The following is a 24,706-nucleotide window of genomic DNA, read 5'->3' as shown; positions in this document are numbered from 1 at the left end:
GGAATCACCTTCTCGGCGCGCATCTCCACACCGGCGGTCGCGCAGGCGGCACGCAGGGCGTTCACCAGGCGGCGATTGTCGACGGCGGGTTCGGCGACTATGTGCGAACGGCCTTGGAGGACTTCGGAGTTTCGTCACGGTACGTGGGGACTTCGCCGGATCTGCTGACGCCGGTGGTGTTTTGCGAACTCAAGCCGCCCGCCGATCCGCCGCTGCTGTTCTACCGGCTGCCCATCGCACCAGACCTCACTCTCACCGAGGATGAGATCCCTTGGGATGTGGTGGATTCCGTGCCACTGCTGTGGGTGACCGGGACCGGGGTCAGCGCCGAGCCCGGCCGCACCACGCAGCGGGCCATTCTGGAGCGCCGGGCGCGACGTGGTCACACCGTGCTGGATCTCGATTACCGGCCCATGTTCTGGCCGGATGTGGAGACCGCTCGGGCCGAGATCGGCTGGATGGTCGATCACGTGAATGTGGTGGTGGGCAATCGAACCGAGGTGCAGGTGGCGGTGGGCACCGCCGATCCGGATGAGGCCGCCGACCGGCTGCTGGCCCGTGGCGTGCGCCTCGCGGTGATCAAACGCGGTGCCGAGGGCGTGCTCATCGCCACCGAATCCGAGCGCTGGACGGTGCCGCCCTGCCCCGTCGAGGTGGTGTGCGGGCTGGGCGCGGGCGACGGCTTCGGCGGAGCCCTCGTGCACGGCCTGCTCTCCAACTGGGATCCGCACCGCCTTGCCACCTACGCCAATGCCGCCGGCGCACTGGTGGCCTCGCGCCTGGCCTGCGCCGACGCCATGCCGACCAATGCCGAAATCGAGGAGATGCTGTGCACCTGACCGACGACCGCTGGTACGACCTGCTCCGGGTCCGCGCCACCGAGCCCGAGGCCATCCGTGCCGCCTACGCCGACCGCCGTCGCCGCCCGAACCTGCTCTCCGACAAGGGCACCCTGTTCCTGGTGGCCGCCGACCACCCGGCGCGCGGCGCACTCGGCGTCGGCGCGGACCGCACCGCGATGGCGGACCGCCGAACCCTCCTGGAACGCCTGCTCATCGCCCTGGCCAACCCGGCCGTCGACGGCGTCCTCGGCTCCCCGGACATAGTCGAGGAACTCCTCCTACTGGGCGCGGTGCACGACAAGATCGTCATCGGCTCCATGAACCGCGGCGGCCTGGCCGGTGCGGACTGGGAAATCGACGACCGTTTCACCGGCTACGACGCCGAATCCCTCGTCAAGTACCGTCTCGACGGCGGCAAAATGCTTCTGCGCCTGGTGGATTCCGACCCCGGCACCATCCCCACCCTCGAAGCCTGCGCCCGCGCGGTCTCCGAACTGGCCGAACACGGCCTGATGGCCATGGTCGAACCCCTGCCCTACGCCCGCGACGGTTCGGGTGCCCTCACCATGCACAAGGACACCGCCGCCCTCCAACGTGCTGTGACCGTAGCCTCCGGCCTGGGCGTCACCTCCGCCTACACCTGGCTGAAAATCCCAGCCCCGGACGATATCTCGGTACTGGACGCCACCACGCTGCCGGTTCTCCTCCTCGGCGGCGCACCCTCAGGCGACCCCCAAGCCGACCTGGCCTCCTGGGGCGCGGCCCTCCGCCACGACGTAGCCCGCGGCCTCGTAGTAGGCCGCACCCTGCTCTACCCACCGGACGGGGATGTGGCAGGTGCCGTCGACGCCGCGGCGAGAGTGCTGGAGGCGGCGAGATGAGTGCGACGCTCCATACGATCGACCGCCTCGGGCGCTTCGACTCCGCCGTGCCTGCCGGAAATGCTGTCGGCGCGGTGTGTATCCCGCCCGGCGAGTGCGGGAAGGCCCGCGCCACATCGCATTCGACCAAGATCAGGGAGCAGTGATGGCGGGATTGAGGACGAATTTCCACCACCAGAGCTCCCTCACCGTTGGACGCGGCGCAAGGAGGCAGCCGGGAGCGCGAGTATCCGCCGCGAGAGCTCTGTGCGGTGGGAAAGGTGCTGGGGGAGAAGATATTCCACAGCTTGCGGACGGCGGCCGCGGCCGCCTCGTCGGTGTGCTCGCGTTGCTCGTTGACGCGGTGACTGCCGGGAGCGTGCGGGCGTCGGCGGGGGAGGCTGCGGTATGAAGCGGCTGCATCGACCTGCGGGAACACTGCGGGATGCGAGCGATCCCGTCCTGCTGACCCCCGAGGATGCGGGCTGGTCGTACACCGGGCTGCGGGTGCTTCGCATTGCGGCGGGTGAGACTCGGACGGTGCTCACCGGGGAGTTCGAGGCGTTCGTGTTGCCGCTGGCAGGGTCGTGCACCGTGCGGGTGGACGGGATGGTGTTCGAACTCGAGGGGCGTGCTTCGGTTTTCGCTCGGGTGACGGACTTCGCGTATGTGCCTCGGGATGCCGAGGTGGAGTTGTTCAGCGATGCGGGTGTCGAGGTTGCGCTGCCTATGGCGCGGTGCGCCAGGCGGCTGGAGCCGAAATATGGTCCGGCGGAGCTGGTGCCGGTGGAGGTGCGCGGGGCGGGACGGGCTACGCGGCAGGTCACCAACTTCGGGTCGCCCGGGGTGTGGGAACACGCGGACAAGTTGAATGCTTGCGAGCTGATCACTCCAGACGGGAATTGGTCTTCGTATCCGCCGCATAAGCATGACGAGGCGAGTGAATGCGAAGTCGTCAATGAAGAGATCTACTACTTCCGGATTGCGGGGCGGGATGGAATCACCACCAGCCCTGAAGGTTTCGGGATGCATCGCACTTATACCGTCGATGGCGAGCTCGATGAGAACGTCGCGGTGCGGGATGGGGACGTATTCCTTGTGCCGCATGGGTATCACGGGCCGTGCATCGCCGCCCCGGGATATTCCATGTATTACCTGAACGTGCTGGCGGGGCCCGCGCCGGAGCGGTCCATGGCCTTTTGCGACGATCCCGCGCATGCGTGGGTGCGGGCGCAGTGGGCGGAGGAGGAGCTCGATCCGCGGTGCCCGGTGACGAATCATGAAGGGCGGATCGGATGAGGCTTACGACTGCGCAAGCGCTGGTGGCATGGTTGGTCGCGCAGCGGTCGGCCACCCTGGATGGGGTCGAAGTGCCGTTGTTCCCAGCGGTTTTCGCCATTTTCGGGCATGGGAATGTGCTGGGGCTGGGGACCGCGCTGGAGGAGCGGCGGGATGAGATTCCGGTGTGGCGTGGCCATACCGAGGAGGGGATGGCTCTGGCCGCGGTGGGTCTGGCCAAGGCGGCGAATCGGCGGCAGGTGGGGATTGCGACCTCATCGATCGGTCCCGGCGCATTGAATATGGTGACGGCTGCCGGTGTGGCGCATGCCAATCGGCTGCCTTTGCTGTTGCTGCCTGGTGACACCTTTGTGAGTCGCGCGCCGGATCCGGTGTTGCAGCAGGTCGAGAACTATGGCGATCCCACCAGCACCGTGAACGACGCCTTCCGGCCGGTGAGCCGGTATTTCGACCGGATCACTCGGCCCGAGCAGTTGATCGCCACCCTGCCGCAGGTCGCGCGGGTGCTGACCGATCCGGCCGATGCCGGACCTGTGACGCTGGCGCTGCCACAGGATGTGCAGGCCGAGGTGTATGACTTCCCGGATGCGCTGTTCGACACCATCGTTCACCACGTGCCGCGTCCGCGCCCCGACCGGCGCAGTGTTGCTGCGGCGGCAGAGGTGTTGCGGTCCGCGAAGCGCCCATTGCTCGTACTCGGCGGGGGAGTGCGCTACTCCGGTGCGGGTGAGCGTGCGCTGGAATTTGCTCAGCGGCACGGGATTCCGATCACCGAGACGACCGCCGGGCGCACGCTGGTACCGCACGATCATTCGCTGTATGCCGGTCCGCTCGGAGTCACCGGCGCGGCCTCGGCCAATGCCCTCGCGGCGGCTGCCGATGTGGTGCTGGCCGTGGGTACACGCCTGCAAGACTTCACCACCGCATCCTGGACGGTCTTCTCACCGAACGTGCGCCTGGTCCACATCAATGCCGCTCGCTTCGACGCCGTGAAGCACGGAGCTCTCGCCGTGGTCGGTGACGCGGATGCCACGCTCGTGGATCTCGCACCGGATCTGAAGGGCTGGCGTGTCGATGCCGATTGGACCGCGCAGGCGCTGACGGTGCGCGCGGACTGGGATGCCCACATCGACAAACTGCGCACGCCTACGAGTGGGCCACCCAGCTACGCCCAACTCGTCGGCATTGTGAATGACCTCAGCGGCCCGACCGATTACGTCATGACGGCATCCGGTGGCCTGCCCGGCGAACTGGTCGGCGGCTGGCGGGCCGCGGGCGGGAATCCGACCATGGATGTCGAGTACGGGTTCTCTTGCATGGGATACGAGCTCGCCGGAGCCTGGGGCGCGGCCATGGCGCATACCGAGGGTCTGGTCACGACCATGCTGGGCGACGGCTCGTATCTGATGCTCAACTCCGAGCTGTTCTCCGCTGCCTTCGCGGGACACCCGATGGTTGCCGTGGTCTGTGACAACGACGGCTACGCGGTCATCGCACGCCTGCAAGAGGGTCAGGGCGGGGCACCGTTCAACAACTTCTATGCCAACTGCCGCACCCAGCACGCCACCCCGCCGCGCGTGGATTTCGCCGCGCACGCCAAGGCGCTCGGTTGCGTGGTGTTCACTGCGAGCGAACTGACGGAGTTCGCCGATGCCTACGCCCGGGCGCGCACGGCCGCGATTGTGGAACGGCGGCCCGCGGTGATCGTGGTCCGCACGCAACCGTCGTCCTGGACCGAGGCGGGAGCCTGGTGGGAAGTGGGTGTGCCGCAACATCTCTCGGGGCGCGAGGGCTATGACGAGTCGAAACCGCGGCAGTTGCGTGTGGCCCGGCGGGGCTAGCCGCCACGCCGGGACGGGACACGATCTCGAACCGGGCATACCTCCGGATGGGTGACCCGGGCGAAGAATTTGTGGCAGACTCAGCGCAAACGCGCGAGCCGGTCGATGGGCGGCCGACTATGCAGTTCGAATGACTCTGTCAGTTCGGAATACGCGCACACGGTGATTGATGCGGGAGTTTGAAGGTCGCAATGGATCTCAGCGCCATCGAGCGTGAGGTGGCCGCGGATCGCGGGGCCGCGCGGGACCGTTCGGCCGAAAGCGAGCTGCGGCTCGCCACCACGCTGTGCACATTCGCCCGGGCCCTCATGGCCACCAAAACCGACGGCTCCCAGCGGGATCGCTCGGCCTCGGCGCTGGAACCCGCGCAGGAAGCCGTGCTGTTGCGGCTGCGCTGGCTCACCGCCGGGCATGTGACGGCGGCCTTCGCCACCGAGGTGCAGGAGGCGCTGCGGTTGTTCGAGCAGGCCGCCCGCACCATCGGTCACCGTGAGCTCGCCACCTCCACCATTCGCAATGCCTGCCAGGCGTATCGGCATGTGTCGCACGCCTATCCGCAGGCGGCGGGCGTCTGTGCGGACGCGCTGTCCAAATGCAGCGTGTGGCTGTGCCGCCTCGACCCGAACGCGGCCGTCGGCGCAGGTGAGGACGCCGTGCGCATTCGCGCGGGATTGTTCGCCGCCGATCCGGAACAGGCCAATCGGTATCTCGCCACGCTCAATACCCTGTTGCGCACGCTCATGGTCGGGCGGCAGCGCAAGCAGGCCATCGCCATGTACCGGGAACGGTATGCGGCGGTCACCTCACCGGCCATGACGCAGCAGCTGCGCGAGTTGAAGGTCGAGGACATCGGATTCACCAGCAAGACGGTGACCGCGCTCGGCAAGCTGGAGTGCGCGACGCTGGAACGCGCCGGGTATCTGACCCAGCAGGCGATCCTGTACCAGACCTCGGGTGATCTGGCGACCATCGAGGAGATCAACTGGCAGCTCGCGCTGGTCGGCCTCAAGCCCCTGGCAGCGGGTGCCATCCCCGATCCGCCGTCCAAGCCGATGGAGATCAGCACCTCCTTCGGCGCGCTCGGCGTCCGGTGTTCCTCCCGTAATGCCGTCACCCTGGTCCGCGCGGCCATTCTCGCCGCCTATGTATCCGATGGTGCGACGCCCGTACCCAGCTCGGCCTACCTCGGCGTGGATGAAAAGCACTGGAGCACACCCGAGCCCGATGCCAATACGGCCGAGCGTCTCGGTGAGGATGTCGTCCTCATCGAAAAGGTGTCCGAACACTGGGTTTCCGTCAAGAGCTTGAACTGGGAGGTCGCCCCCGTCGGCCGACACCCCTTGGCGCTGCGCCTGTCCCAGGAATGGCCGACCGTCAGCGTCACCACTTCCGAGCAGATGTCCTATGAACTCTGTTGGTATGAGGGCGGTTCCGCCACCCAGTACGCCGCCCTCGGCTTGCCCGCCAAACAGACTCCGCTCGAAAAGCCGCTGGCACCGCTGGATTTCAAGGCGCTCGCCGAGTTCGGCGCGGACTATGCCTCGGAAACCCAGGTCCGCGCCGCCTTCGGCAATGCCACCATGTTCACCAAGCTGACGAGCCTGCCGGGCAGTGGGATACGCCAGGCGGCCGAAGCCGGTCCGCTGGCCTCCCACGGCTCCAACATCCTCTACTTCCGCGATGCGGAATAGCGCTTACCAGGGCAAAGGGCCCGAGGCGGCGAAGTAACCACCGGTGGGTCCGTCCGGATTCACCTGCGCCATGCGCACAATGATCTCCGCGCCCTGCTCGACGGTCTGGTGCCCGGCACCCTGATTGAGATCGGTCCCGGTGAACCCCGGCTCGACCGAGTTGATCCGAATATTCGGAAACGCCTTCGCATACTGCACGGTCAACACATTGACCGCCGTTTTCGAGGCGGGGTACGCCACTCCCAGATAGTCGTACCGCCGGGTGCCCGGGGTCGTGACCAGAGTCAATGAAGCCAGCGCACTACTGACATTCACGATGACCGGAGCCGCGGAGCGTTGCAAAAGCGGCAGGAACGCGTGCGTGACGCGCACCGTGCCGAACACATTGGTCTCGAACGTTTCTCGCATCACGTCGGCCGTCACCTCGGCGGCACCGATCGTCACCTTTCCATCGCTCATCTCGGCTTGGACGCCCGCATTGTTGATGAGCACATCCAGCCCACCATCGGCATCGATGGTCTTGGCGGCGGCCGCGACGGACGCATCATCGGTGACGTCGAGCTGAACCATCCGAGCCCCCAACTGCTCAGCTGCCCGACGCCCGCGTTCGCCATCCCGACTCCCGATATAAACGGTGTGCCCCACCGCAATGAGCTGCCGAGCAGCCTCGAAGCCGATGCCCTTGTTCGCTCCTGTGATCAGTATCGTTGTCATGACTGAACGCTAAAATTTAGAGCGTGCTCGAAGTCAAGCAACAAGCGCGATCCCGTTTCGCCGCGCCCATTCCCCCGAGCGGCCTCACCATCGCCGAAGCCGCCACCCGCACCGGAGTAAGCGTCCACACGCTCCGCTACTACGAACGTGCCGGGCTGGTCGTTTCCACCGTCGAACGCAACTCCAGCGGCCGCCGCCGCTACCACCGCGATGACCTCTACTGGATCCTCTTCTGCACCAAGCTCCGAGCCACCGGCATGCCCATCAAAACCATGCGCCGCTACGCCGAACTCATTGTCGAAGGCCCCGGCAATGAGAAGGAACGCCTCGCCCTCCTGGAATCCCACCAAGCCGACGTCACCGCCAAACTTGCCGAGCTCCAGGAAAACCTGACCCAAATCGACCGCAAGGTCAACACCTATCGAGAGCGGCTAGCCGCAGGCGACGCGGATCAGCTCTGGACCCCACCCGCCTGATCGCCGGAGTTCGCGGGCAAGCCCATCCCCATCAAGCGTTGTCACGCCGTCTTACCCCTTGATCGGGCTTCGCGGTAACAGTGATCTGACTCACTCATGACCGCTACTCTTTTTTCACCCGGCTGCTCGTGCTGCACATGAAGGGTCTTCCGGTCACACGTAATGCCTGGGTCAGAAAGGCATTTCGATCATGAGTTCGACATCTACCGCTCCGGCTGCGCCGGCGTTTCCGCCACCTACCCTGGTGACGGGGTTGTGGCAGCGCAAGCTTCCGCATTATCCGGAGACGCCCGCGCGCTCCTGGTACCTATTTCTCGTGGTGGTCACCTCGGTCGCCCTGTACTACCAGCTGTTTGTCGCGGGTGCGGTGGGCAATGAGCTCATTGCCTACTACCACTTGACCTTCCGGTATTTCGTGGGCATCTTCATTATCGGGGCGGCCTTCGGTGCGGCGGCTTCGGTGGTGGCGGGGCTGCTGGATCGGTGGGGGCGGGCCAATATCGTCGCCTATGGGACGGTGATCTGTTCGGCGCTCACGCTGCTGGCGGTGCCTGCTTGCACGACGAAGGAAGCTTATGTCGTTGTGTACTGCGTGATCGGCATTGTGGAGGGTGCGGTGTTGGTCGCTACTCCCGCTCTCGTGCGCGACTTCTCGCCGCAGTTGGGGCGGGCCTCGGCCATGGGGTTCTGGACGCTGGGGCCGGTGCTCGGCGCGCTGGTGACCACGGAGATCTCCACGCATACGCTCGACGCGCATCCGGACTGGCAGTTCCACTATCGGCTGTGTGGCGCAATCTGTTTGGCCATCTCGATGCTCGGCGTGATCGGGTTGCGGGAGCTCTCCCCGGCGCTGCGTGATCAGATCATGGTGTCGCTGCGGGACAAGGCGCTGGTCGAGGCGCGGGCGCGCGGGCTGGATGTCAGCACGCTCGAACGCGATCAGTGGAAGCAGATGATGAAGCCCAATATCGTGGGCTCCGCGCTCGGGATCTCGATCTTCCTCGCGTTCTTCTACACCATCGTCTCGTTCCTGCCGGTGTACATGGCGACCAACTTCGGATTCACTGCGGCACAATCGAATGCGCTGGGCAACTGGTACTGGATCGCCAATGCGTGTGCGCTGGTGCTGACCGGGATCGTGTCGGACTATCTGAAGGTGCGTAAGCCGTTCATGGTGTTCGGGACGATCATCAGCATTATCGGGTTGCTGGTCTTCCTCGGGTACACCGATAAACCGGGGACCGACTACTACACCTTCGCCATCGTGCTGAGCTTCACCGCGGTCGGCGGTGGTATCGCGTACTCGACTTGGATGGCCAGCTTCACCGAGACGGTGGAGAACCGGAATCCGGCGGCTACGGCGGTCGGGCTGGCGGTGTGGGGTGGCACGCTACGCACCGTCGTCACGGTGGTGCTGTTCGGGTTGCTGATCGTGGTGACCGCGGCGGGCACGCTGGTGAATTACGGTCCACGGCTGCAAGAGATTTCGGCCAAGTATCACACCGAGATCGCCACCATTCAGAAGGTCGGTGCCGAGACCATGGCGGCGCTCGGGGCCAATCCCAATGACACCGGGGCGCAGGTCACGGCGCTGCAAAAACTGACCGGGGCATCGGCCGCCGATATTCAGACCACCATCGCCCTGAACGCCAAGTATCCGGACGAATTGGCCACGCTCCAGGCGATTGACACGCCGGTGCTGATCAAGGTGATGACCAACCCGAACGATCAGGCGTCCCTGGGTCAGGCCGTGGGCCAGATCGCGCAGAAGTTCGGGATCACGCCCGATGCGGCTACCGCTCGATTGGCCGCCGCCAGCAAGGTGCCGACCAATGAGCTGACCGTGGCGTCGGCGACCGGACCGCAGCTGACCGCCGCGAGCGCCCAGCTCAAGGCGGTATCCAATATTCCGATCGGCGATCGTGAATACCTGGCCGCGCACGGCACCGAGGTGCAGCAGGCGCAGGCGGATTCGCCCAAGCAGTGGAAGACCTGGTGGTGGATCTGCCTCGCCGCGCAGGTCGCGTTCCTGCCGTTCATCTTCCTGATGTCCGGACATTGGAGCCCGAAGAAGGCCGCGGAGGAGGCGGCCGAACACGACGAGGCGGTGGATCGCGAGCTCGCGGAGCTGCAAAGTTGATCATCCAGTACAGTTATTGAAGTGCAATCGACGAACCCGCCCGCGACGGCGGCGCCCACCGCGAACGCCGTGGCCGCGACCTTCGATCTGCTCGGCGATCGATTGACGCTGACGATCCTGCGGCACGCGTTCGTCGGGCATGCTCGGCGATTCACCCAATGGCTCGACCACACCGGGGCGCCGCCCGCCGTGCTCACCGCACGGCTGGCGGCGCTCGTCGATGCGGGGGTGCTGGAACGGACACCGCTGCCGGGGACGCCGGATCGGTTCGAATACCGCCTCACCAGGCTCGGATTGGGGACCTGGGAGATTCTCACCTGCGTGTGGTCGTGGCAGCGGGAATGGACGCCCGAATGGGCCTTGCTGCCGGAATTCGTGCACGGGGAGTGCGGGCATCGCGGTCCGCCGGTACTCATGTGCCGGGGCTGCGGGCGGACCGTGGCCGCGCATGACACCGATGTGGAGCTGGATCGGGACGCGTTGTGGCACATCACCTCCGGGCGCAGGCGGTCCGGTCGGGCGACGGGTCCGGTTCAAGGTGATGCGCGCTTCGACGAGATCATGGAGGCCATCGGCGATCGATGGAGCGCCTCGGTGGCCGGGCTGGCCTTGGCGGGAGTGCGGCGATTCTCGGAATTCCGTGCGGCGCTGCATATGTCGCCCACCACGCTGACCGAGCGACTGACCCGGCTGGTCGACGCCGGGATCTTCCATCGACCCGAGAGCGGTTCACGCGAATACCGGTTGACGCCGCGCGGGCGAGCCCTGTTCGGGGTCTTCGCCTTTCTGCTGGCCTGGGCCGATCACGCGCACCCGGAAAGCCCGGAACCCGGTCTGCGCATTCGGCATCGGGACTGCGGTGCGGTCCTGAACCCGGCGCTTCGCTGCCGTGGCTGCGATGCCGAACTCGGCCGCCGGGACGTGCGGTTCGAGTCGTTCGCGCGGGAGCCGCTCGACTGACCCGCCTTGACAGCCTCCACTGAGACGCGTATCACTTCATTAACTGTAGTGAAATTCGCCGGGCGAGCAAAGCCCGGCCGCTGGAGGCTCGTAATGCCGCTCAATGAAGAACTCATCGCACCGGCCGCGGCGGCGCTGACCAATCCGTACCTCGAAGGCCCGTACGCCGCGACCGCCGCCGAGATCACCGCCACCGATCTGACCGTGCTGCACGGCGAACTGCCCGTCGACCTCGACGGCGTGTACGTGCGCAATGGACCCAATCCGCAATTCGCGCCGCTCGGCCGCTACCACTGGTTCGACGGCGACGGCATGCTGCACGCCGTCCACTTCGAGAACGGACGCGCCACCTACCGCAATAGGTTCGTGCGCACCGCCGAATTCGAGGCCGAACAGGCCGCCGGAACCGCCTTGTGGCGCGGCGTGATCGAGCCCTGGGACGGGAATCCGGCCGGGGATCGGCGCGAGCGCAACTCCGCCAATACCGATGTCCTCTACCACCACGGGAACCTGCTCGCCCTGTGGTACCGCGCGGGCAAGCCGTACGCGATCGACCCGATCAGCCTGGAGACCCGCGGCGTCGACACCTTCAACGGCACACTGCCGGGCGAGGTTTCGGCCCACGCCAAGGTGGATGAGCGCACCGAGGAATTCCTCTTCTTCGACTACGGCATCAATGCCCCGTACCTGCGCTACGGCGTCGCCGACCCGACCGGGACCGTCACCCACTTCACAGGCCTGGAACTGCCCGGTCCGCGGCTTCCGCACGATATGGCGATCACCGAGAACCATTCGGTCCTCATGGATCTCCCGCTGTACAACGATCCGCGCGCGGCCGCGGCCGGGCGCTTCAAGATCCATTTTGACCGCAGTCTCCCCAGCCGCTTCGCCGTCCTGCCGCGTTATGGCGATGGCGCACAAGCGAAATGGTTCGAGGGGGAGCCCGGCTACATCTACCACACGGTGAACTCGTGGGAAGAGGGCGAGGAAATCGTCATGGTCGTGTGCCGGGTCTCCGAGCCGAGCCCCGTTTCCGATCGCGCACACCCCTTGGCGCAGCTGCTCGCCTATCTGCGCCCCGAGGCGAAACTGCACAAGTACCGCTTCAACCTGCGCACCGGCTCCACCACCGAAGAGGTGATGGACGACGTGAACACCGAATTCCCGGCCATCGACCTGGGCCGCACCGGCCACCAGGGCCGCTACTCGTACCACATGCGCCTGTCCGTGGACCGGACCATGATCTTCGACGCCATCGTCAAATACGACATCCGCACCGGCGCAAAGGAAACCGCCCCCTTCGGCGACGGCATGTACGGCAGCGAACTCACGGTCGTCCCCCGCCCCGGTGGCACCTCGGAAGACGATGCCTGGCTCACCCTCTTCGTCCACAACTGCCGCACCGACCTGGCCGAAGTCTGGATCTACGACGCCGCCAACCTCATCGACGGCCCCACCTGCCGCCTGGGCCTCCCCGTCCGTGTCCCCCTCGGCTTCCACGCCACCTGGGTAAGCGGCGACCGCATGCGCTCCGCCGCCCAGCCCCTCTCCTGAATCAGGTTGCGCCCGTGCCCCATCCCCACCTCAGCGTGAGCCTCCCGTACTGGCAGGACTACGACGCCCCCTCGTCGCCGAGGCCGATTGCCACATATTCCCTCGGCGTGTCTCGTTGAGGAACTGTTGTGTCGCAGCGAGACTCGATATCTTCGAACGCATGATCGATTCCGCTGATGGTGGCACCGCCAGCCACGGGCCGGGACGAGGATTGCCGCGCGTGCACTCGATGGTCTCGATCCTGGCCACTGGGGACACCGCGAATCCGTCGGTGCCGCACCGGGGGCCCACATCGGCGGCGAACCAGGCCCGCGCGGGGATCGGCCCCGTCGCCGAGCCGGGGCCGGGGCGATGAAGGTCAGCTGCGCCTACAAGTACGCCCTGGATCCGAACGCTACGGCCGAGACCGCCCTGTACGAGCATTGTTGTGCGGCCCGGTTCGTGTTCAATCACATGCTCGGGGTGGTGAAAAATGTGATGGATCAGCGTGGTGCCGAGGTGTCCTACGGCATCGACCCCACCGAGCTGACCCCGACCGTGAACTGGTCCGCCTACGGTCTGCGCAAAATCTGGAACGAGCGCAAGCATGTCGCCGCGGTCAACCGTGCGACCGGGCGTGTGTGGTGGGCCGATTATTCGAAGGAGGCGTACTCGTCCGCGTGTGCGGACGTGGCCGCGGGATTGAAGAACTGGCGGGAGTCCAAGTCCGGGAAACGCAAGGGGCCGAAGGTGGGGTTCCCGCGCTTCAAATCCAAGAGGTCCGGGCACCTGCCCTCGGTCCGGTTCACCACCGGCGCGATCGGTGTGGACGGGCGCACCCATGTGGTGTTGCCGGTGATCGGGCGGGTTAAAACCCACGAATCCACCCGCAAACTCGCACGTCGGATCGAGGCCGGGACCGCCCGCATCCTGGCCGCCACGATCAAAAGACAACGCGGCCGCTGGTTCGTGGTGTTCACCTGCGAGGTCGAACGCACCGAGCGCGTGGTGAGCAAACCTCGGTCGGCGGTTGGGGTGGATCTGGGGGTGAAGACCCTCGCGGTCACCTCCGACGGGGTCGAGCATCCGAACCCGAAACACCTGTCGGGCGAGTTGTCTCGGCTCCGGGGCCAATCGCGGCGGGTCTCCCGCCGACAAGGCCCGGATCGTCGCACCGGGTTCGCAGGCTCGAACCGGTGGCATCGAGCCAACGCCGCCCGTAACCGCACCCACCACCAGATCGCGGACGCGCGCGGGGACGGGCTCCACAAACTCACCACCGCCCTGGCCCGAACCTATGGGGCAATCGGGGTAGAGGACCTGAATGTGGCGGGAATGCTGCGCAATACGCGCTTGGCGCGGGCGATCGCCGACTGCGGGTTCGGTGAACTGCTGCGCCAACTCGAATACAAAACCCGTTGGCGCGCGACGGTGTTCGCGGTGGCCGATCGCTGGTATCCGTCGAGTAAAACCTGTTCGAGGTGCGCGAGAGTGAAAGCCAAACTCTCGCTCGCCGAGCGAATGTTCGTGTGTGAATGGTGTGGGCTGGTCCTGGATCGAGACCTCAATGCCGCCCGCAACCTCGCCCATCAGATAGGCATCCTCTTCCCGGAGTGGCTGGGTGAGGTCAAACGTGGACGCGGAGGTGAGGTAAGACCCATCCGTGGGCAATCACCGGTGAACCGTCTACCCGACGGCCATGAACCCTCGTGGCACAGGGAGCTTCGGGCGGTAACACCCGAATGCACTGAGAATCACTGATACTCAATGCAACGGTGGAATCCATGTCGCGGTGCCCACATCGAAGAGGCGCTGCCGCAATCGTTTCCGAGTCGATGATTCCGATGTGCAAGGGTGGGACGTTATTTCTGGCCGCCGCCGATGAGGGCGCTCGGCCGGATGCCACCGAGGACGCCTTCGCGGACCTTCCCGCGCTGTTCGGGGCGGACCCGTCCTGGGAGCGAGTGGCGCGGCGGCTGCCCGGTGCCCCGCATCCGGCGCAAGGGTTGCACACCATTGCCACCGCCCCTCAGCTCGCCGATGGGGCCTCGGCGGTGCTGCTGGGCAACCGTGCGGCACGAAGCACATTGGGTAGATCGCCGCTGGCGAAGATCGTGGGCACCGCGCAGGCGGCGGTCCGCTCCCCGCTGCTGACGGCTTCCCTCACCGCGGCACGCCTGGCCCTGCGCCGGGCGGGCATCACGGCCGCCGACCTGGACATTATCGAGGTGAATGAATCCTTCGCCGTCACACCGCTGCTGCTCACGCGCGAGCTGGGGCTGGACCCGGCGCGGGTGAATCCTTCGGGCGGTGCGGTCGCGGTCGGCCATCCGCTCGGTGCGACCGGCGGAATCCTGATCGCCCAAGCCCTGGACGCGCTGCGCCGCACCGATGGCGAACACGCGTTGATCACCATTCCGGCCGCGCTCGGCCTGGGCTCCGCCCTGGTGTTGCGCCGCACGTCTTGAAACCAGAACTACGACCCACAGGGGTTCCGATGGACGAATCATCCACTTCCGCTTCGACTTCCGCCCATGCGGTGCCCACCTGCCACCCGGAAGCGACTGTGCGCGACTACCTCGATCGCGGTTGGTGGGAGCCGGAAACCATTCCGGACATCTTCCGCGCACGCGTGGCCGAAGCTCCCGATGCGGCCGCCCTCACCGATCCGGCCAATCTGACCGACCTGACCGGCGCGCTACCCCGCACACTCAGCTGGCGGGAACTCGACGAGCACGTCACCGATATCGCCGCCGTCATGCTCGCCCATGGCATCCACCAGGGCTCGACCGTCGCCGTGCTGCTACCGAATTCGATTGCGCTCACCGCCACCTACCTCGCGCTGTGGCGGCTCGGCGCGGTGGCCACGCCCATGCCCGCGTCGTTCCGGCGGCATGAACTGTCCGGGATCGTGGCGGCCACCGCTGCCGATGCCATCATCACCGTCGGCGTGTTGTCGGATCGCAAGCCGGTGCGCGAAGCCCTCGAGGTCGCGAATGGGGCTCGGATCGTATTCGCCTTCGGCCCGGGTGTACCGCCGGACGCGGTGGCAGTGGGCTCTCCCGTCGACGCTGGAGCCCGTAATCAGGTGCGTGACTATGAGTCCGCGCTCCAGGTCACCGTCAATGACCGCGTCACCATCTGCTGGACCAGCGGCACCGAGGCTGCGCCCAAGGGTGTCCCGCGCTGCCATGGCGACTGGCTGGCGACGGCGCGCGGCGTGCAGGACGGGCTCGGCATCACGCCGGATTCGGTGCTGCTCAACCCCTTTCCCATGGTGAACATGGCAGGATTCGCGGGTTCATTCCTGCCCTGGCTGCTGGCGGGTGGGCATCTGGTCCAGCATCACCCGCTGGACCTGCCGGTGTTCTTCGGCCAGATCGCCCATCATCGCGTGACGTACGCCGCCATGCCGCCTGCCCTACTGACCATGCTGTTGCAGAACGAAACCCTGCGTGCACAAGCCGATCTCACCTCCCTGCGCATCGTCGGCTCCGGTGGCGGGCCGCTGCCGCCGCCGGTGGTGCGGCGCTGGCAGGAGGAGCTCGGCATCGCGGTGCTCAACTTCTTCGGATCAAATGAGGGTGTGAGCCTGCTCGGCGCACCGGCGGATATCCCCGATCCGACGGTGCGGGCTCAGTATCTGCCGCACTACGGTGCGGCCGGGGTGCGCTGGTCCACCAGCCTGGCCGAGCGCACCGCGGTGAAGCTGGTCGACGTCATAACCGGGGAGACGGTGACCGAACTCGGTGGCCGCGGCGAACTTCGCACCCGCGGACCCGCTGTCTTCGGTGGATATCTCCCCGGAACGGCCACCGCTGATCCCTTCGACGAGGAGGGATACCTATGCAGCGGAGACGTTTTCGAACTGTGTGGTGAGGGCGGCCGCTACCTGCGATTCGTGGATCGGCTGAAGGAGATCATTATTCGCGGCGGCATGAACATCGCACCCGCCGAGATCGAGGGCCTGCTCGCCGATCATCCGGCCGTCTCCGACGTGGCCATAGTCGGCTACCCGGACCCGGTGCTGGGCGAAAAGTGCTGTGCCTTCGTAGTTCCCAAGCCGAATGCCAGCGTCACCCTGGGCGATCTGGTCGCACATCTGCGGGCGCGAGAGGTCGCCTCGTTCAAACTTCCGGAGCGCCTGGAGATCACTCATACGCTGCCCCGCAACCCGGTCGGGAAGTTATTGCGCCGCGAGCTGCGCGCCCGCCTCTGATTCACCAACGATTGTCAGGAGTCCCAGTGTCCGTCCACATTCTCGGCGGCAGCCAAACCGATTTCGCGATCAACTGGAATCGCGCCGGTCTCGAATTCGATGCCCTCGTCCGCACCGCCATCGAGGAGGCGCTCGAGGCCACCCGCATCGATGCCGCCGATATCGGAGTCATCCACGTAGGCAATGCCTTCGGTCAGCTCTTCACCGGTCAGGGTCACCTCGGCGGTATGCCCGCCACCGTGTTCCCCGAGCTGTGGGGTACCCCCGCCACCCGTCACGAGGCGGCCTGCGCCTCGGGCAGCATGGCCGTTCTCGCCGCCATGTCCGACCTCGAATCCGGGCGCTACGACTGCGCGCTGGTGCTCGGCGCGGAGCTGGAGAAGACCGTCCCGGGCGGTCAGGCCGCCAGCTACATGGGCGCGGCCGCCTGGACCGGCCACGAAGCCCAGGATACGGACCTGGTGTGGCCCACCATGTTCGCCGCCCTCGCCGACGAATACGACCGCCGTTACGGCCTGGACGCGGCACACCTGCGCGCGATCAGCGAACTGAATATCACGAATGCGCGGCTGAATCCGTATGCCCAGACCCGCAAGTGGACGTACACCCCTGACAGCTTCACCGACGACGACACCGCCAATCCACCCGTCGTGGGCCGCCTCCGCCGCCAGGATTGCAGCCAGATGACCGACGGGGCTGCCGCCCTGCTGTTGGTCTCGGACCGATACATTGAGGGCCGCAAGGATATTCGCTCCGCGACTATCACCGGTTGGGGCCACCGCACGGTCGGCCTACCCCTCGACCGGAAACTCCAGGCCTCCGCCACCGACCCCTATGTCTTCCCCCACGTCCGTGGCACCGTTCTGGACGCCCTCTCCCGTGCGGGCCTCACCGACATCCACGACGTACACGGGATCGAAGTCCACGACTGCTTCTCCATGTCCGAGTACATGGCGATCGACCACCTCGGCCTCACCGCCCCCGGCGAAAGCTGGAAAGCCATCGAATCCGGCGAAATATCCCGCACCGGAACACTTCCCATCAACCCCGGCGGCGGCCTCATCGGCATCGGTCACCCGGTGGGCGCAACCGGCGTCCGCATGCTTCTCGACGCCTACAAACAGGTGACCGGCCAGGCGGGCGACTACCAAGTCCCGAACGCCACCCGCTACGCCACCCTCAATATCGGCGGAAGCACCACTACCACAGCCAGTTTCATAGTCGAGTCAGTGCGCTGATCGCCGGATCAAATCCCCCGCGTGAAGAGGTTGTGCCGCTCGGCATCCATCCGGTCCGGGAGGGCGTGGTCCAGCACTGCCACCAGGCGGCCCAGCACCGGGCCGAGACGGCGCGGCCGATCGATGATCGCATCGCAGATGGCCTGCCCGGCCTGCTCCGGAGTGAGCGCGACCGCATCGCGATAGATCGGGTTCGGGTCGACCATGGCGGTGCGCACCAGCGGCATGTACACCGACGTGAATCGCACATTCTCCGTGAGGGTTTCGATCTGCCAGTTGGCGGTGACCGAGTCGAGCGCGGCCTTCGATGCCACATACGCGCTATAGCCCGGTCCACCGGACAGCACGGACAGCGACAGCACGGTGACGACCTGCCCGCTGCGGCGTTCCCGCATGCCAGGAAGAAGGGCGAGCATGAGCCGGGTCGGTGCGAAGTAGTTCAACACCATGGTGCGCTCGTAGTCGTGGAAGCGCTCATAGGTTTCCTCGAGCCGCCGCCGAATGGACCGGCCCGCATTATTGACCAGAATGTCCACGCCGCCATGGTCGGCCAGTACCTGCGCCGCCATGGCGTCGAGGGCCTCGTAATCACTGAGGTCGCAGGGATACACCGCGGCCTTACCGCCCTGCGCCTCGATCTCCGCGGCAACCTCGCGCAGCTCCGTCTCCCGCCTGGCGACGAGCGCGACCGTAGCGCCCGCCGCCCCGATCTGGACCGCCGCCGCCCGCCCGATCCCGGAAGACGCCCCGGTGATCAGCACGGTCCGCCCCGCCACCCGGTCCTCGAGGGTGTGCCGCCGCCGCAGCCGGGACAGGCTCACCTGAGTGTCGAGGTTGTGCTTGATGAGGTGCGTCAACTCGCCGATTCGGTACATGGTTACGAATCTAGGTGCGGTTCGAACGTGCGGCGCGTGCGGCGTCTCAGTGAGTGATGCGGTGCCCCAAGATGATTCGAGGGGCAACCGTTCAACGATCGAGGAGGGATCGGAGGGCTCGGACGACCTCGGTGAGCGCTCCCTCGCCGACCGCATCCACGACCGATTGCTCCCCGCCGCCGCTGAACTGGCAGGCGCGGGCACCGGCCTGGTCACGCTCGAGCCGGTCGCACACTATCTTCGCCTGTTAGCGGAACGAAAATAGTCCCTCGGAGTGATCCGGCGTTGGCACCGCAGGGTGACGCCCCCGAGCATCCCACGTCCATAACGTCATCCCGGTGAAGCGAACAGCTCGTCTCGGACTGCTAATGACCCTCACCGCTGTGGCCGCATCATTCGTGACGGCCTGCCAGACGTCGTCCGCGTCGGCGGTGCAGTGGTCCACCTGCCAGGGCACCGGCCTCGATCCGCGCCAGGAGTGCGCGACGATCTCGGTCCCACTCGACTACGAAAAGCTTGACGGAGAACAGATTTCCATCGCGATCTCCCGGCTTCGCAGCCAACACCCGGAATCCCGGCACGGGGTGCTCCTGCTGGTGCCCGGTGGCCCGGGTGGTTCCGGCCTGGATCTGCCTTCCACCGACGGCGCCGAACTGCCCTCCGTGGTCCGGGATACCTACGACCTGATCGGATTCGACCCACGCGGACTCGGCGCGAGCACCCCCGCCAATTGCCGTATCGCGAAGGACGATCTGGTTCTGGAGCGACTGCGAGGCTGGCCGGACGCCGCCGGTAGCATTTCCTCGAATATCCCACGCCAGCAACGCATCGCCGACAACTGCGTCAAGAACGGCGGCGATCTGGTGCGCTCCATCAGCACCCGCACCGAGGCCCGGGACATCGACCGGATTCGAGAAGCACTGGGTGAGCAGAAAATCTCCGCATGGGGCGAGTCCTACGGCACCTACGTACTCTCGGTGTACTCAACCCTGTTCGCGGACCGCACCGACCGAATCCTGGTCGACAGCAATGACGACCCCAATCCGGACTACGTCCAACGTAACTGGATGGCGATCTACAGCGTCGGAGCCGAAGACCGCTTCCCAGACTTCGCCCGCTGGGCCTCCACACCCGATAATCCTGACCGTGTCGCGGACACTCCGGAGGCAGTCCGCAGCGAATTCCTCACTCTCGCCGCACGCCTCGATCGCGACCCCCTGTCCTGGCCAGGCGCTGACCTCTCGTCCCTGAGCGGCAATGGATTACGCCAACTTATGCTCGACAGCCTCTACAGCGACAAGAGCTTCCCCTACCTAGCCCAGGTAATCAATGCCGCCGACCGATCCACGACTCTCCCCGCCGCTAGGCCCGGCCCGCCCGAGGCAATCGCTCAGCCATTGACCGCAGTCCTCGTCGCAACCCTCTGCAATGACGTCGCCTGGCCGACATCAATCCCCGACTACGCCGCCGCGGTGACCGAGAACCGAGCCCACTACCCCCTCACTGCCGGAATGCCAAAAACCGTGCCCCCCTGCGCCTTCTGGCCCTACCAGCCAGTCCCACGCACAGTCGTAGATTCCCACGGCCCGTCGAACATCCTGCTCATCCAAAACCTGCGCGACCCAGCCACGCCCTACAGCGGAGCACTGAAATTGCGCGAAGCCTTCGGTACCCGCGCCCGCATGGTCTCCGTCGACGCCGGCGGTCACGGCGCATACCCATCACCCAGCACATGCGCGAATGCCGCAGTCGAAACGTTCCTCCTGGACGGCACCCGCCCCGCCGAGGACATCACGTGCCGATAGCCCCCGCAAGGGCTTCGAGCACAGGCGAGCAGCCGGCGTCGATGGCCATAGTGGCCAAGGCGTCGGCTCGTGTGTGCCCGCGATTCACAATCACCACCGCGCGCCCGGTTTTGGCTGCGCGCCGGGCAAATCGGAGTCCGGACATAACAGTGAGAGAAGACCCGGCCACCAGAAGAACCTCTGCGGCCTCGACGGTTTCGAAGGCGGCCGTCACCCGATCCTTGGGGACGGTTTCGCCAAAGTACACAATGTCCGGCTTGAGCATGCCGCCGCAGTCCGCGCAATCGACCATGCGGAAGCTCTCGGTATCGGTGATGACCGCGTCGGCATCGGGCGCGACCTCGATACCGGTGACGATCGCGTCGTCCGCGAAGCCCGGATTGGCGGCCTCCAGACGCTCGGCGAGAGTCATACGCGAGATCACGGCATCACAGTTCAGGCAGCGCACCCGGGCATAGACGCCGTGCAGGTCGATCACTGAGCGCTGTCCGGCTTTGGTGTGCAGGAGGTCGACATTCTGGGTGATCACGCCCGTCACCACTCCGGTTCGTTCCAGCTGCGCGAGCGCTCGATGCCCAGGATTGGGCCGCGCCGCATCCATGCGCCGCCAGCCGATGTGGTTGCGCGCCCAATACCGCTGCCGGAACACGGGATCGCCGACGAACTGCTGATAGGTCATCGGATTGCGCGGCGGAGCCTCCGGGCTTCGGTAGTCCGGAATGCCGCTGTCGGTGGAGATGCCCGCACCCGTGAGCACCGCGACGCGACGCCCGGAAATCAGCTCGAGCAGGCGATTCAGCTCCGGCTCCGGGAGCGGGGGTGGAGTGGAAGCGGGCATGGGCACCAGGGTACGAGGCGGGGGCGGCTGTGCGCCCGCTCACACCGTGTCACAGTCGGCGGGCGGGCTTCGTCCTCCTTACAACAGCGTCGGAACAGGCACCGAGCGCTGAACGACAAAGGAGATTGTCATGACGAAGACGGTTCTGGTCACCGGCGGCACGGGCACCCTGGGCAAGCTGGTCACGCCGCTGCTGCTCGAGGCGGGCGTGCACGTGCGGGTGCTGAGCCGGACGGCACGCGAAGGGGCCGACGGCATCGAATACGTGGCCGGGGACTTGCAAACCGGTGAGGGCGTCACGGCGGCGGTCGCCGGGGCCGACACGATTCTGCACCTGGCCGGAGGCCAGAAGGGCGACGGCGAAAAGGCCCAAACCCTGGTCACGGCAGCTAAAGCCGCAGGCGCCCCGCACCTGATCTACATCTCGGTCGTCGGCGCGGAGCGAGTGCCGGTCGAAAGCGCCCTGGACCGCATGGTCATGGGCTACATGGCTTCCAAGCGCGACGCCGAGCTCGTAGTCGAGCAGTCGGGCCTGCCATGGACCACCCTGCGCGCCAGCCAGTTCCACGAACTCCTGTTCACCATGGTGTCGGCCATGGCCAAGCTGCCCATCGCCCCCGCCTTCAACTTCCGCTTCCAGCCGATCGCGGCCGTCGAGGTAGCGCGGCGTCTGGTGGAGCTCACCCTGAGCGAGCCCGCCGGACTGGTCCCGGACATCGCCGGTCCGTCGGTCTACACAATGAAGGAACTTGTCCGCAGCTACCTGACTGCGGTAGGCAAGAAGCGCCCCATCATCACGCTGAAGGCCCCGGGCAAGGCGGCGCGCGCCTACGCGGCGGGTGCCAACCTGGCCCTGGATCGCGCCGTCGGAAAGCAGACCTGGGAGGAATTCCTGTCCACCAAGCTCGCCACCCCGACGCACGCCTGAATCACGCTGTCAGCGTGAACCGTTGGTCACGCCTGGTCGAACCGCGCGCCTTGCGGCATGACAGGATGTCGCGTTCGGAAGGCACAGCAGCGATCGCGTCCGGCCTGAACATGCACTTAGACCCATGAAAAGTCAGAAAACTGACCGGCAACAGAGGTTAGTGCATGAATAGGCCGGTAATCCGGACCTCGGCAGTTCCGGACCTTCCGTGGGGACGCCAACGGCCCGAGATAGCCTCGGGCCGTTGATCTTCGGAACTGTCGGTTCTGGCCGTCGTGCAGGGGGCCTACAGCATCATCGATTACGAATCCAGCTGCGGTTGTCAGCCCACAGTTGGTGCCCAGCCTGCCGGTGGGTGGTCTGCTCACCGAGCTTTCAACAACTGTCGTGCTACCTCCAGGTGGTTTGGCACCAGGGGGCGGTTGTCCTGGATCTCCCAGAGGGAGTTCTGCAATACCCGTCCCAGGGTCCATGCCTTTGCCCGCTCCCGGTCGAGTTCGAGGACGTCGGTCATCGCGTCGAAGCGCCAGAGCACGTCAGCGGGGTCGAAACAGTTGTCGATGGCAGGAAAGAGTTCGAAACCGGGATCCCCGGCAAGCGGCTTCGGGTCGATGGCCAGCCAGGGTTCACGTTCCGAGGCGAGCACGTTTTCGTAATGTAGGTCCCAATGCAGCAGCCGCTCACCGGGTTCGCCCATGACCTCGCGCACCGCACCCCCACACTGGTCCAGGAGTGAACGCTCCACCGGGTCAACGATTACCGCGAGTGCTTCCGGGAGATCCGCCACCATCCGCGCCGCGATATCACCGAGGCGCCGCATGCCCTCAGGTGCCGGCACAGCGGTGAGCCGGGCAAGCAGTTCGGCGATTATGAGCACTGCCTGCCGCGTTTCCGCGGTCCCCCGATCGCACATTGTCGATAACATTCGGCCCGAGTCGAGACGCTCGAGCAGCAGCGTCCCCGTCTGATCGTCGTAGTCGAGAAGGCGCGCAGCGCCGTTGCCGCCCCATATCCGCATCGCATCGGGCTCTCCTGCAGTCTCCTCGTCCAAGTGCTGGAACTTGACCACAGCAGACCCGCCATCGGACTGCACTACCGGCAGGACGAGCGCGGCCATGCCGTGCATCGGGGGACCATCGACCCGCAGCTGCCACCGCTGGAGGAACTCCTCCACGCGTGCGGGCAGCGCTGCGATGAAAGCGCGGCCCGCCTCACCCGCATACGTGAACTGCGACTCGATCAGTCCGGCGGGTATGCGAATGTCGATCACGCCAGCACACGCTAGTCATACGAAGAAATCCAGGCACGAACATTTTTGGTCGCCATTGTCCGCACGCAATGGATGCGGACGTCAACGGCCCGAGATAGCCTCGTGCCGTTGATCTTCGGCCCACTACCGATTCCAACTTTCCCTACGAACCCGCGTCGCGGGCTGATAGGTATGTCAGCGGGGGCCGTTGGTATTGAGGAAGAGCACGGGGCCGGTGCCGAAGCGGCCCTGGGCGTTCATATCGAGGAGGGCGGCCATGGCCTTGGCGGTGTAGACCGGTTCCAGGGTGAGGTGTTCCAGGTTGGATGAAAGAGTTTGGGCGGTGGTGGCTTCTGGGGTTGGGTGGCCGTATCCCGGGCCGAGGTAGTCGGTGACCATTTCGAGATTGCCGGTGGGGGAGAGGGTTTCGGGCAGTCGGGCACCACGATCGCGTAGCAAACGGGCGGTGCGCCCGGCTAGACGGGACAGGGTGGGTTCGTCCAGTCGTAGAGTTTCGTTCACGACGACGCCGACCACCCGCGTGGGCAATCCGGCCAGCCGCAAGCCGAGTGACAACCCCGCCACGGTTCCACCGGATCCGACGGCCGTGACGATATGCGTGGGCTCGGGTAGGTCGCCCGCCCGCACCTGGGCGGCCAATTCCAGTGCGGCCTCGACATATCCGAGGGCCCCGACCGGTGAGGACCCGCCCGCGGGCAGGAAATATGGTGGCCGCCGACCGGAGAAGTTTCGGGCCAGGATGAATGGCGCACGCAGGATCGTGCGGGCCTTGGTTCGCGTGAAGTGCAATTCCGCACCCGAGTCCCGTAAGCGCTTCAACTGCTGGCTCACATGCTCGTCTACCGGCTGATCTATCAGTGCCAGAACGGTTTTCAAGCCCTGTTCGCGTCCGTACAGTGCGGTCGCCAGCCCCCAATTGGTGCCCAGCCCGCCCACTGTCACGATGGTCGTGCGCCCCTGCCGCAGCGCATCGGGCAGCAGCCATTCGAGTTTGCGGACCTTGTTCCCGCCCCACCCGCCGTCGCCGAACGCCCCGTCATCCTTCAGCCAGATGTCCACGCCTGCGGTATCCAGTGCGGTCATAGGTCGCACCGGTGTCGGGCTCGTTCCCAGTGCGAGATGCGGGAGGGTGCCCGCGAGTTCGGGATGGAGCTCATGCAGATGCGGTGTCACCTCA

23 protein-coding genes are annotated in these 24,706 nt (G+C 66.1%); 17 read left to right on the top strand and 6 right to left on the bottom strand.

Going from position 1 to position 24,706, the window contains the following annotated elements; all coding sequences use genetic code 11:
- From AB0N05_RS27940 to AB0N05_RS27915, 6 genes are all read left to right on the top strand, one after another.
- On the top strand, positions 1-839 hold an 839-nt coding region (locus AB0N05_RS27940; protein ID WP_364699074.1), incomplete at its 5' end, for a PfkB family carbohydrate kinase.
- Entirely contained in the window at positions 830-1,723 is an 894-nt protein-coding gene (locus AB0N05_RS27935) for an aldolase (RefSeq protein WP_364699072.1), read from the top strand. The genes AB0N05_RS27940 and AB0N05_RS27935, both read left to right, overlap by 10 nt.
- Entirely contained in the window at positions 1,720-1,869 is a 150-nt protein-coding gene (locus AB0N05_RS27930; protein ID WP_364699070.1) for a hypothetical protein, read from the top strand. Before AB0N05_RS27935 ends, AB0N05_RS27930 begins: the two co-directional genes overlap by 4 nt.
- A 241-nt stretch (positions 1,870-2,110) precedes the next feature.
- On the top strand, positions 2,111-3,001 hold the full coding sequence (gene iolB, locus AB0N05_RS27925) for a 5-deoxy-glucuronate isomerase (RefSeq protein WP_364699068.1): 891 nt from the start codon (positions 2,111-2,113) through the stop codon (positions 2,999-3,001).
- Entirely contained in the window at positions 2,998-4,842 is a 1,845-nt protein-coding gene (gene iolD / locus AB0N05_RS27920) for a 3D-(3,5/4)-trihydroxycyclohexane-1,2-dione acylhydrolase (decyclizing) (protein WP_364699066.1), read from the top strand. The genes iolB and iolD overlap by 4 nt, the downstream gene beginning before the upstream one ends.
- Before the next feature lie 191 nt (positions 4,843-5,033).
- Positions 5,034-6,533, top strand: coding sequence for a hypothetical protein (locus AB0N05_RS27915; protein WP_364699064.1), 1,500 nt, complete (start codon positions 5,034-5,036; stop codon positions 6,531-6,533).
- 3 nt (positions 6,534-6,536) lie between these two features.
- Here AB0N05_RS27915 and AB0N05_RS27910 read toward each other — a convergent pair whose 3' ends face one another.
- Positions 6,537-7,247, bottom strand: coding sequence for an SDR family oxidoreductase (locus tag AB0N05_RS27910; RefSeq protein WP_364699062.1), 711 nt, complete (start codon positions 7,245-7,247; stop codon positions 6,537-6,539).
- Positions 7,248-7,270: 23 nt separating this feature from the next.
- On the opposite strand from AB0N05_RS27910, the gene AB0N05_RS27905 reads away from it, so the two are divergent.
- The 9 genes from AB0N05_RS27905 to AB0N05_RS27865 all read left to right on the top strand — a co-directional run bounded on the left by AB0N05_RS27905 (position 7,271) and on the right by AB0N05_RS27865 (position 17,813).
- Complete coding sequence (locus AB0N05_RS27905; RefSeq protein WP_364699060.1) at positions 7,271-7,723, top strand: MerR family transcriptional regulator; 453 nt, start codon at positions 7,271-7,273, stop codon at positions 7,721-7,723.
- A 190-nt stretch (positions 7,724-7,913) separates the two neighbouring features.
- The gene (locus tag AB0N05_RS27900; protein ID WP_364699058.1) at positions 7,914-9,863 is read left to right on the top strand and encodes an MFS transporter; all 1,950 of its coding nucleotides are present in this window, start codon (positions 7,914-7,916) and stop codon (positions 9,861-9,863) included.
- A 21-nt stretch (positions 9,864-9,884) separates the two neighbouring features.
- Positions 9,885-10,823, top strand: coding sequence for a helix-turn-helix domain-containing protein (locus tag AB0N05_RS27895; RefSeq protein WP_364699056.1), 939 nt, complete (start codon positions 9,885-9,887; stop codon positions 10,821-10,823).
- A 93-nt stretch (positions 10,824-10,916) separates the two neighbouring features.
- The gene (locus tag AB0N05_RS27890; RefSeq protein ID WP_364699054.1) at positions 10,917-12,377 is read left to right on the top strand and encodes a carotenoid oxygenase family protein; all 1,461 of its coding nucleotides are present in this window, start codon (positions 10,917-10,919) and stop codon (positions 12,375-12,377) included.
- A gap of 160 nt (positions 12,378-12,537) precedes the next feature.
- The gene (locus AB0N05_RS27885; RefSeq protein ID WP_364699052.1) at positions 12,538-12,732 is read left to right on the top strand and encodes a hypothetical protein; all 195 of its coding nucleotides are present in this window, start codon (positions 12,538-12,540) and stop codon (positions 12,730-12,732) included.
- Complete coding sequence (gene tnpB, locus AB0N05_RS27880) at positions 12,729-14,117, top strand: IS607 family element RNA-guided endonuclease TnpB (protein WP_364699050.1); 1,389 nt, start codon at positions 12,729-12,731, stop codon at positions 14,115-14,117. Before AB0N05_RS27885 ends, tnpB begins: the two co-directional genes overlap by 4 nt.
- 74 nt (positions 14,118-14,191) lie before the next feature.
- Positions 14,192-14,824, top strand: coding sequence for a hypothetical protein (locus AB0N05_RS27875; protein WP_364699048.1), 633 nt, complete (start codon positions 14,192-14,194; stop codon positions 14,822-14,824).
- Positions 14,825-14,853: 29 nt separating this feature from the next.
- Positions 14,854-16,575, top strand: a complete 1,722-nt coding sequence (locus tag AB0N05_RS27870) for a class I adenylate-forming enzyme family protein (protein WP_364699046.1) — start codon at positions 14,854-14,856, stop codon at positions 16,573-16,575.
- Between the two features lie 26 nt (positions 16,576-16,601).
- Complete coding sequence (locus AB0N05_RS27865) at positions 16,602-17,813, top strand: acetyl-CoA acetyltransferase (protein WP_364699044.1); 1,212 nt, start codon at positions 16,602-16,604, stop codon at positions 17,811-17,813.
- Positions 17,814-17,821: 8 nt separating this feature from the next.
- On the opposite strand, the gene AB0N05_RS27860 is transcribed toward AB0N05_RS27865, so the two are convergent.
- Both AB0N05_RS27860 and AB0N05_RS27855 read right to left on the bottom strand, forming a co-directional pair.
- Positions 17,822-18,688, bottom strand: coding sequence for an SDR family NAD(P)-dependent oxidoreductase (locus AB0N05_RS27860; RefSeq protein WP_364699042.1), 867 nt, complete (start codon positions 18,686-18,688; stop codon positions 17,822-17,824).
- A gap of 91 nt (positions 18,689-18,779) precedes the next feature.
- On the bottom strand, positions 18,780-18,923 hold the full coding sequence (locus AB0N05_RS27855; protein ID WP_364699040.1) for a hypothetical protein: 144 nt from the start codon (positions 18,921-18,923) through the stop codon (positions 18,780-18,782).
- Between the two features lie 103 nt (positions 18,924-19,026).
- Between AB0N05_RS27855 and AB0N05_RS27850 the strand changes: the two genes are divergently transcribed.
- Positions 19,027-20,493 carry an alpha/beta hydrolase gene (locus AB0N05_RS27850; RefSeq protein WP_364699038.1) on the top strand — a complete coding sequence of 489 codons (1,467 nt, stop codon included), beginning with the start codon at positions 19,027-19,029 and terminating at the stop codon, positions 20,491-20,493.
- Here the strand turns inward: AB0N05_RS27850 and AB0N05_RS27845 are convergent.
- A complete protein-coding gene (locus tag AB0N05_RS27845; protein ID WP_364699036.1) occupies positions 20,480-21,331 on the bottom strand; it encodes an NAD-dependent protein deacetylase in 852 nt (283 codons plus the stop codon). The genes AB0N05_RS27850 and AB0N05_RS27845 overlap by 14 nt on opposite strands.
- Positions 21,332-21,461: 130 nt before the next feature.
- Between AB0N05_RS27845 and AB0N05_RS27840 the strand changes: the two genes are divergently transcribed.
- Positions 21,462-22,259, top strand: coding sequence for an SDR family oxidoreductase (locus AB0N05_RS27840; protein ID WP_364699034.1), 798 nt, complete (start codon positions 21,462-21,464; stop codon positions 22,257-22,259).
- Positions 22,260-22,623: 364 nt separating this feature from the next.
- Here the strand turns inward: AB0N05_RS27840 and AB0N05_RS27835 are convergent, their stop codons facing one another.
- Both AB0N05_RS27835 and AB0N05_RS27830 read right to left on the bottom strand, forming a co-directional pair.
- Complete coding sequence (locus tag AB0N05_RS27835) at positions 22,624-23,529, bottom strand: aminoglycoside phosphotransferase family protein (protein WP_364699032.1); 906 nt, start codon at positions 23,527-23,529, stop codon at positions 22,624-22,626.
- A gap of 174 nt (positions 23,530-23,703) precedes the next feature.
- Positions 23,704-24,702, bottom strand: a complete 999-nt coding sequence (locus AB0N05_RS27830) for a pyridoxal-phosphate dependent enzyme (protein ID WP_364699030.1) — start codon at positions 24,700-24,702, stop codon at positions 23,704-23,706.
- Positions 24,703-24,706 lie beyond the last annotated feature (4 nt).

It is taken from the genome of Nocardia sp. NPDC051030 (assembly GCF_040683015.1).
Taxonomy (GTDB): Bacteria; Actinomycetota; Actinomycetes; order Mycobacteriales; family Mycobacteriaceae; genus Nocardia.
The sequence above is the reverse complement of the archived record's forward strand: the minus strand, read 5'-3'. Positions and strand labels throughout refer to the sequence as shown.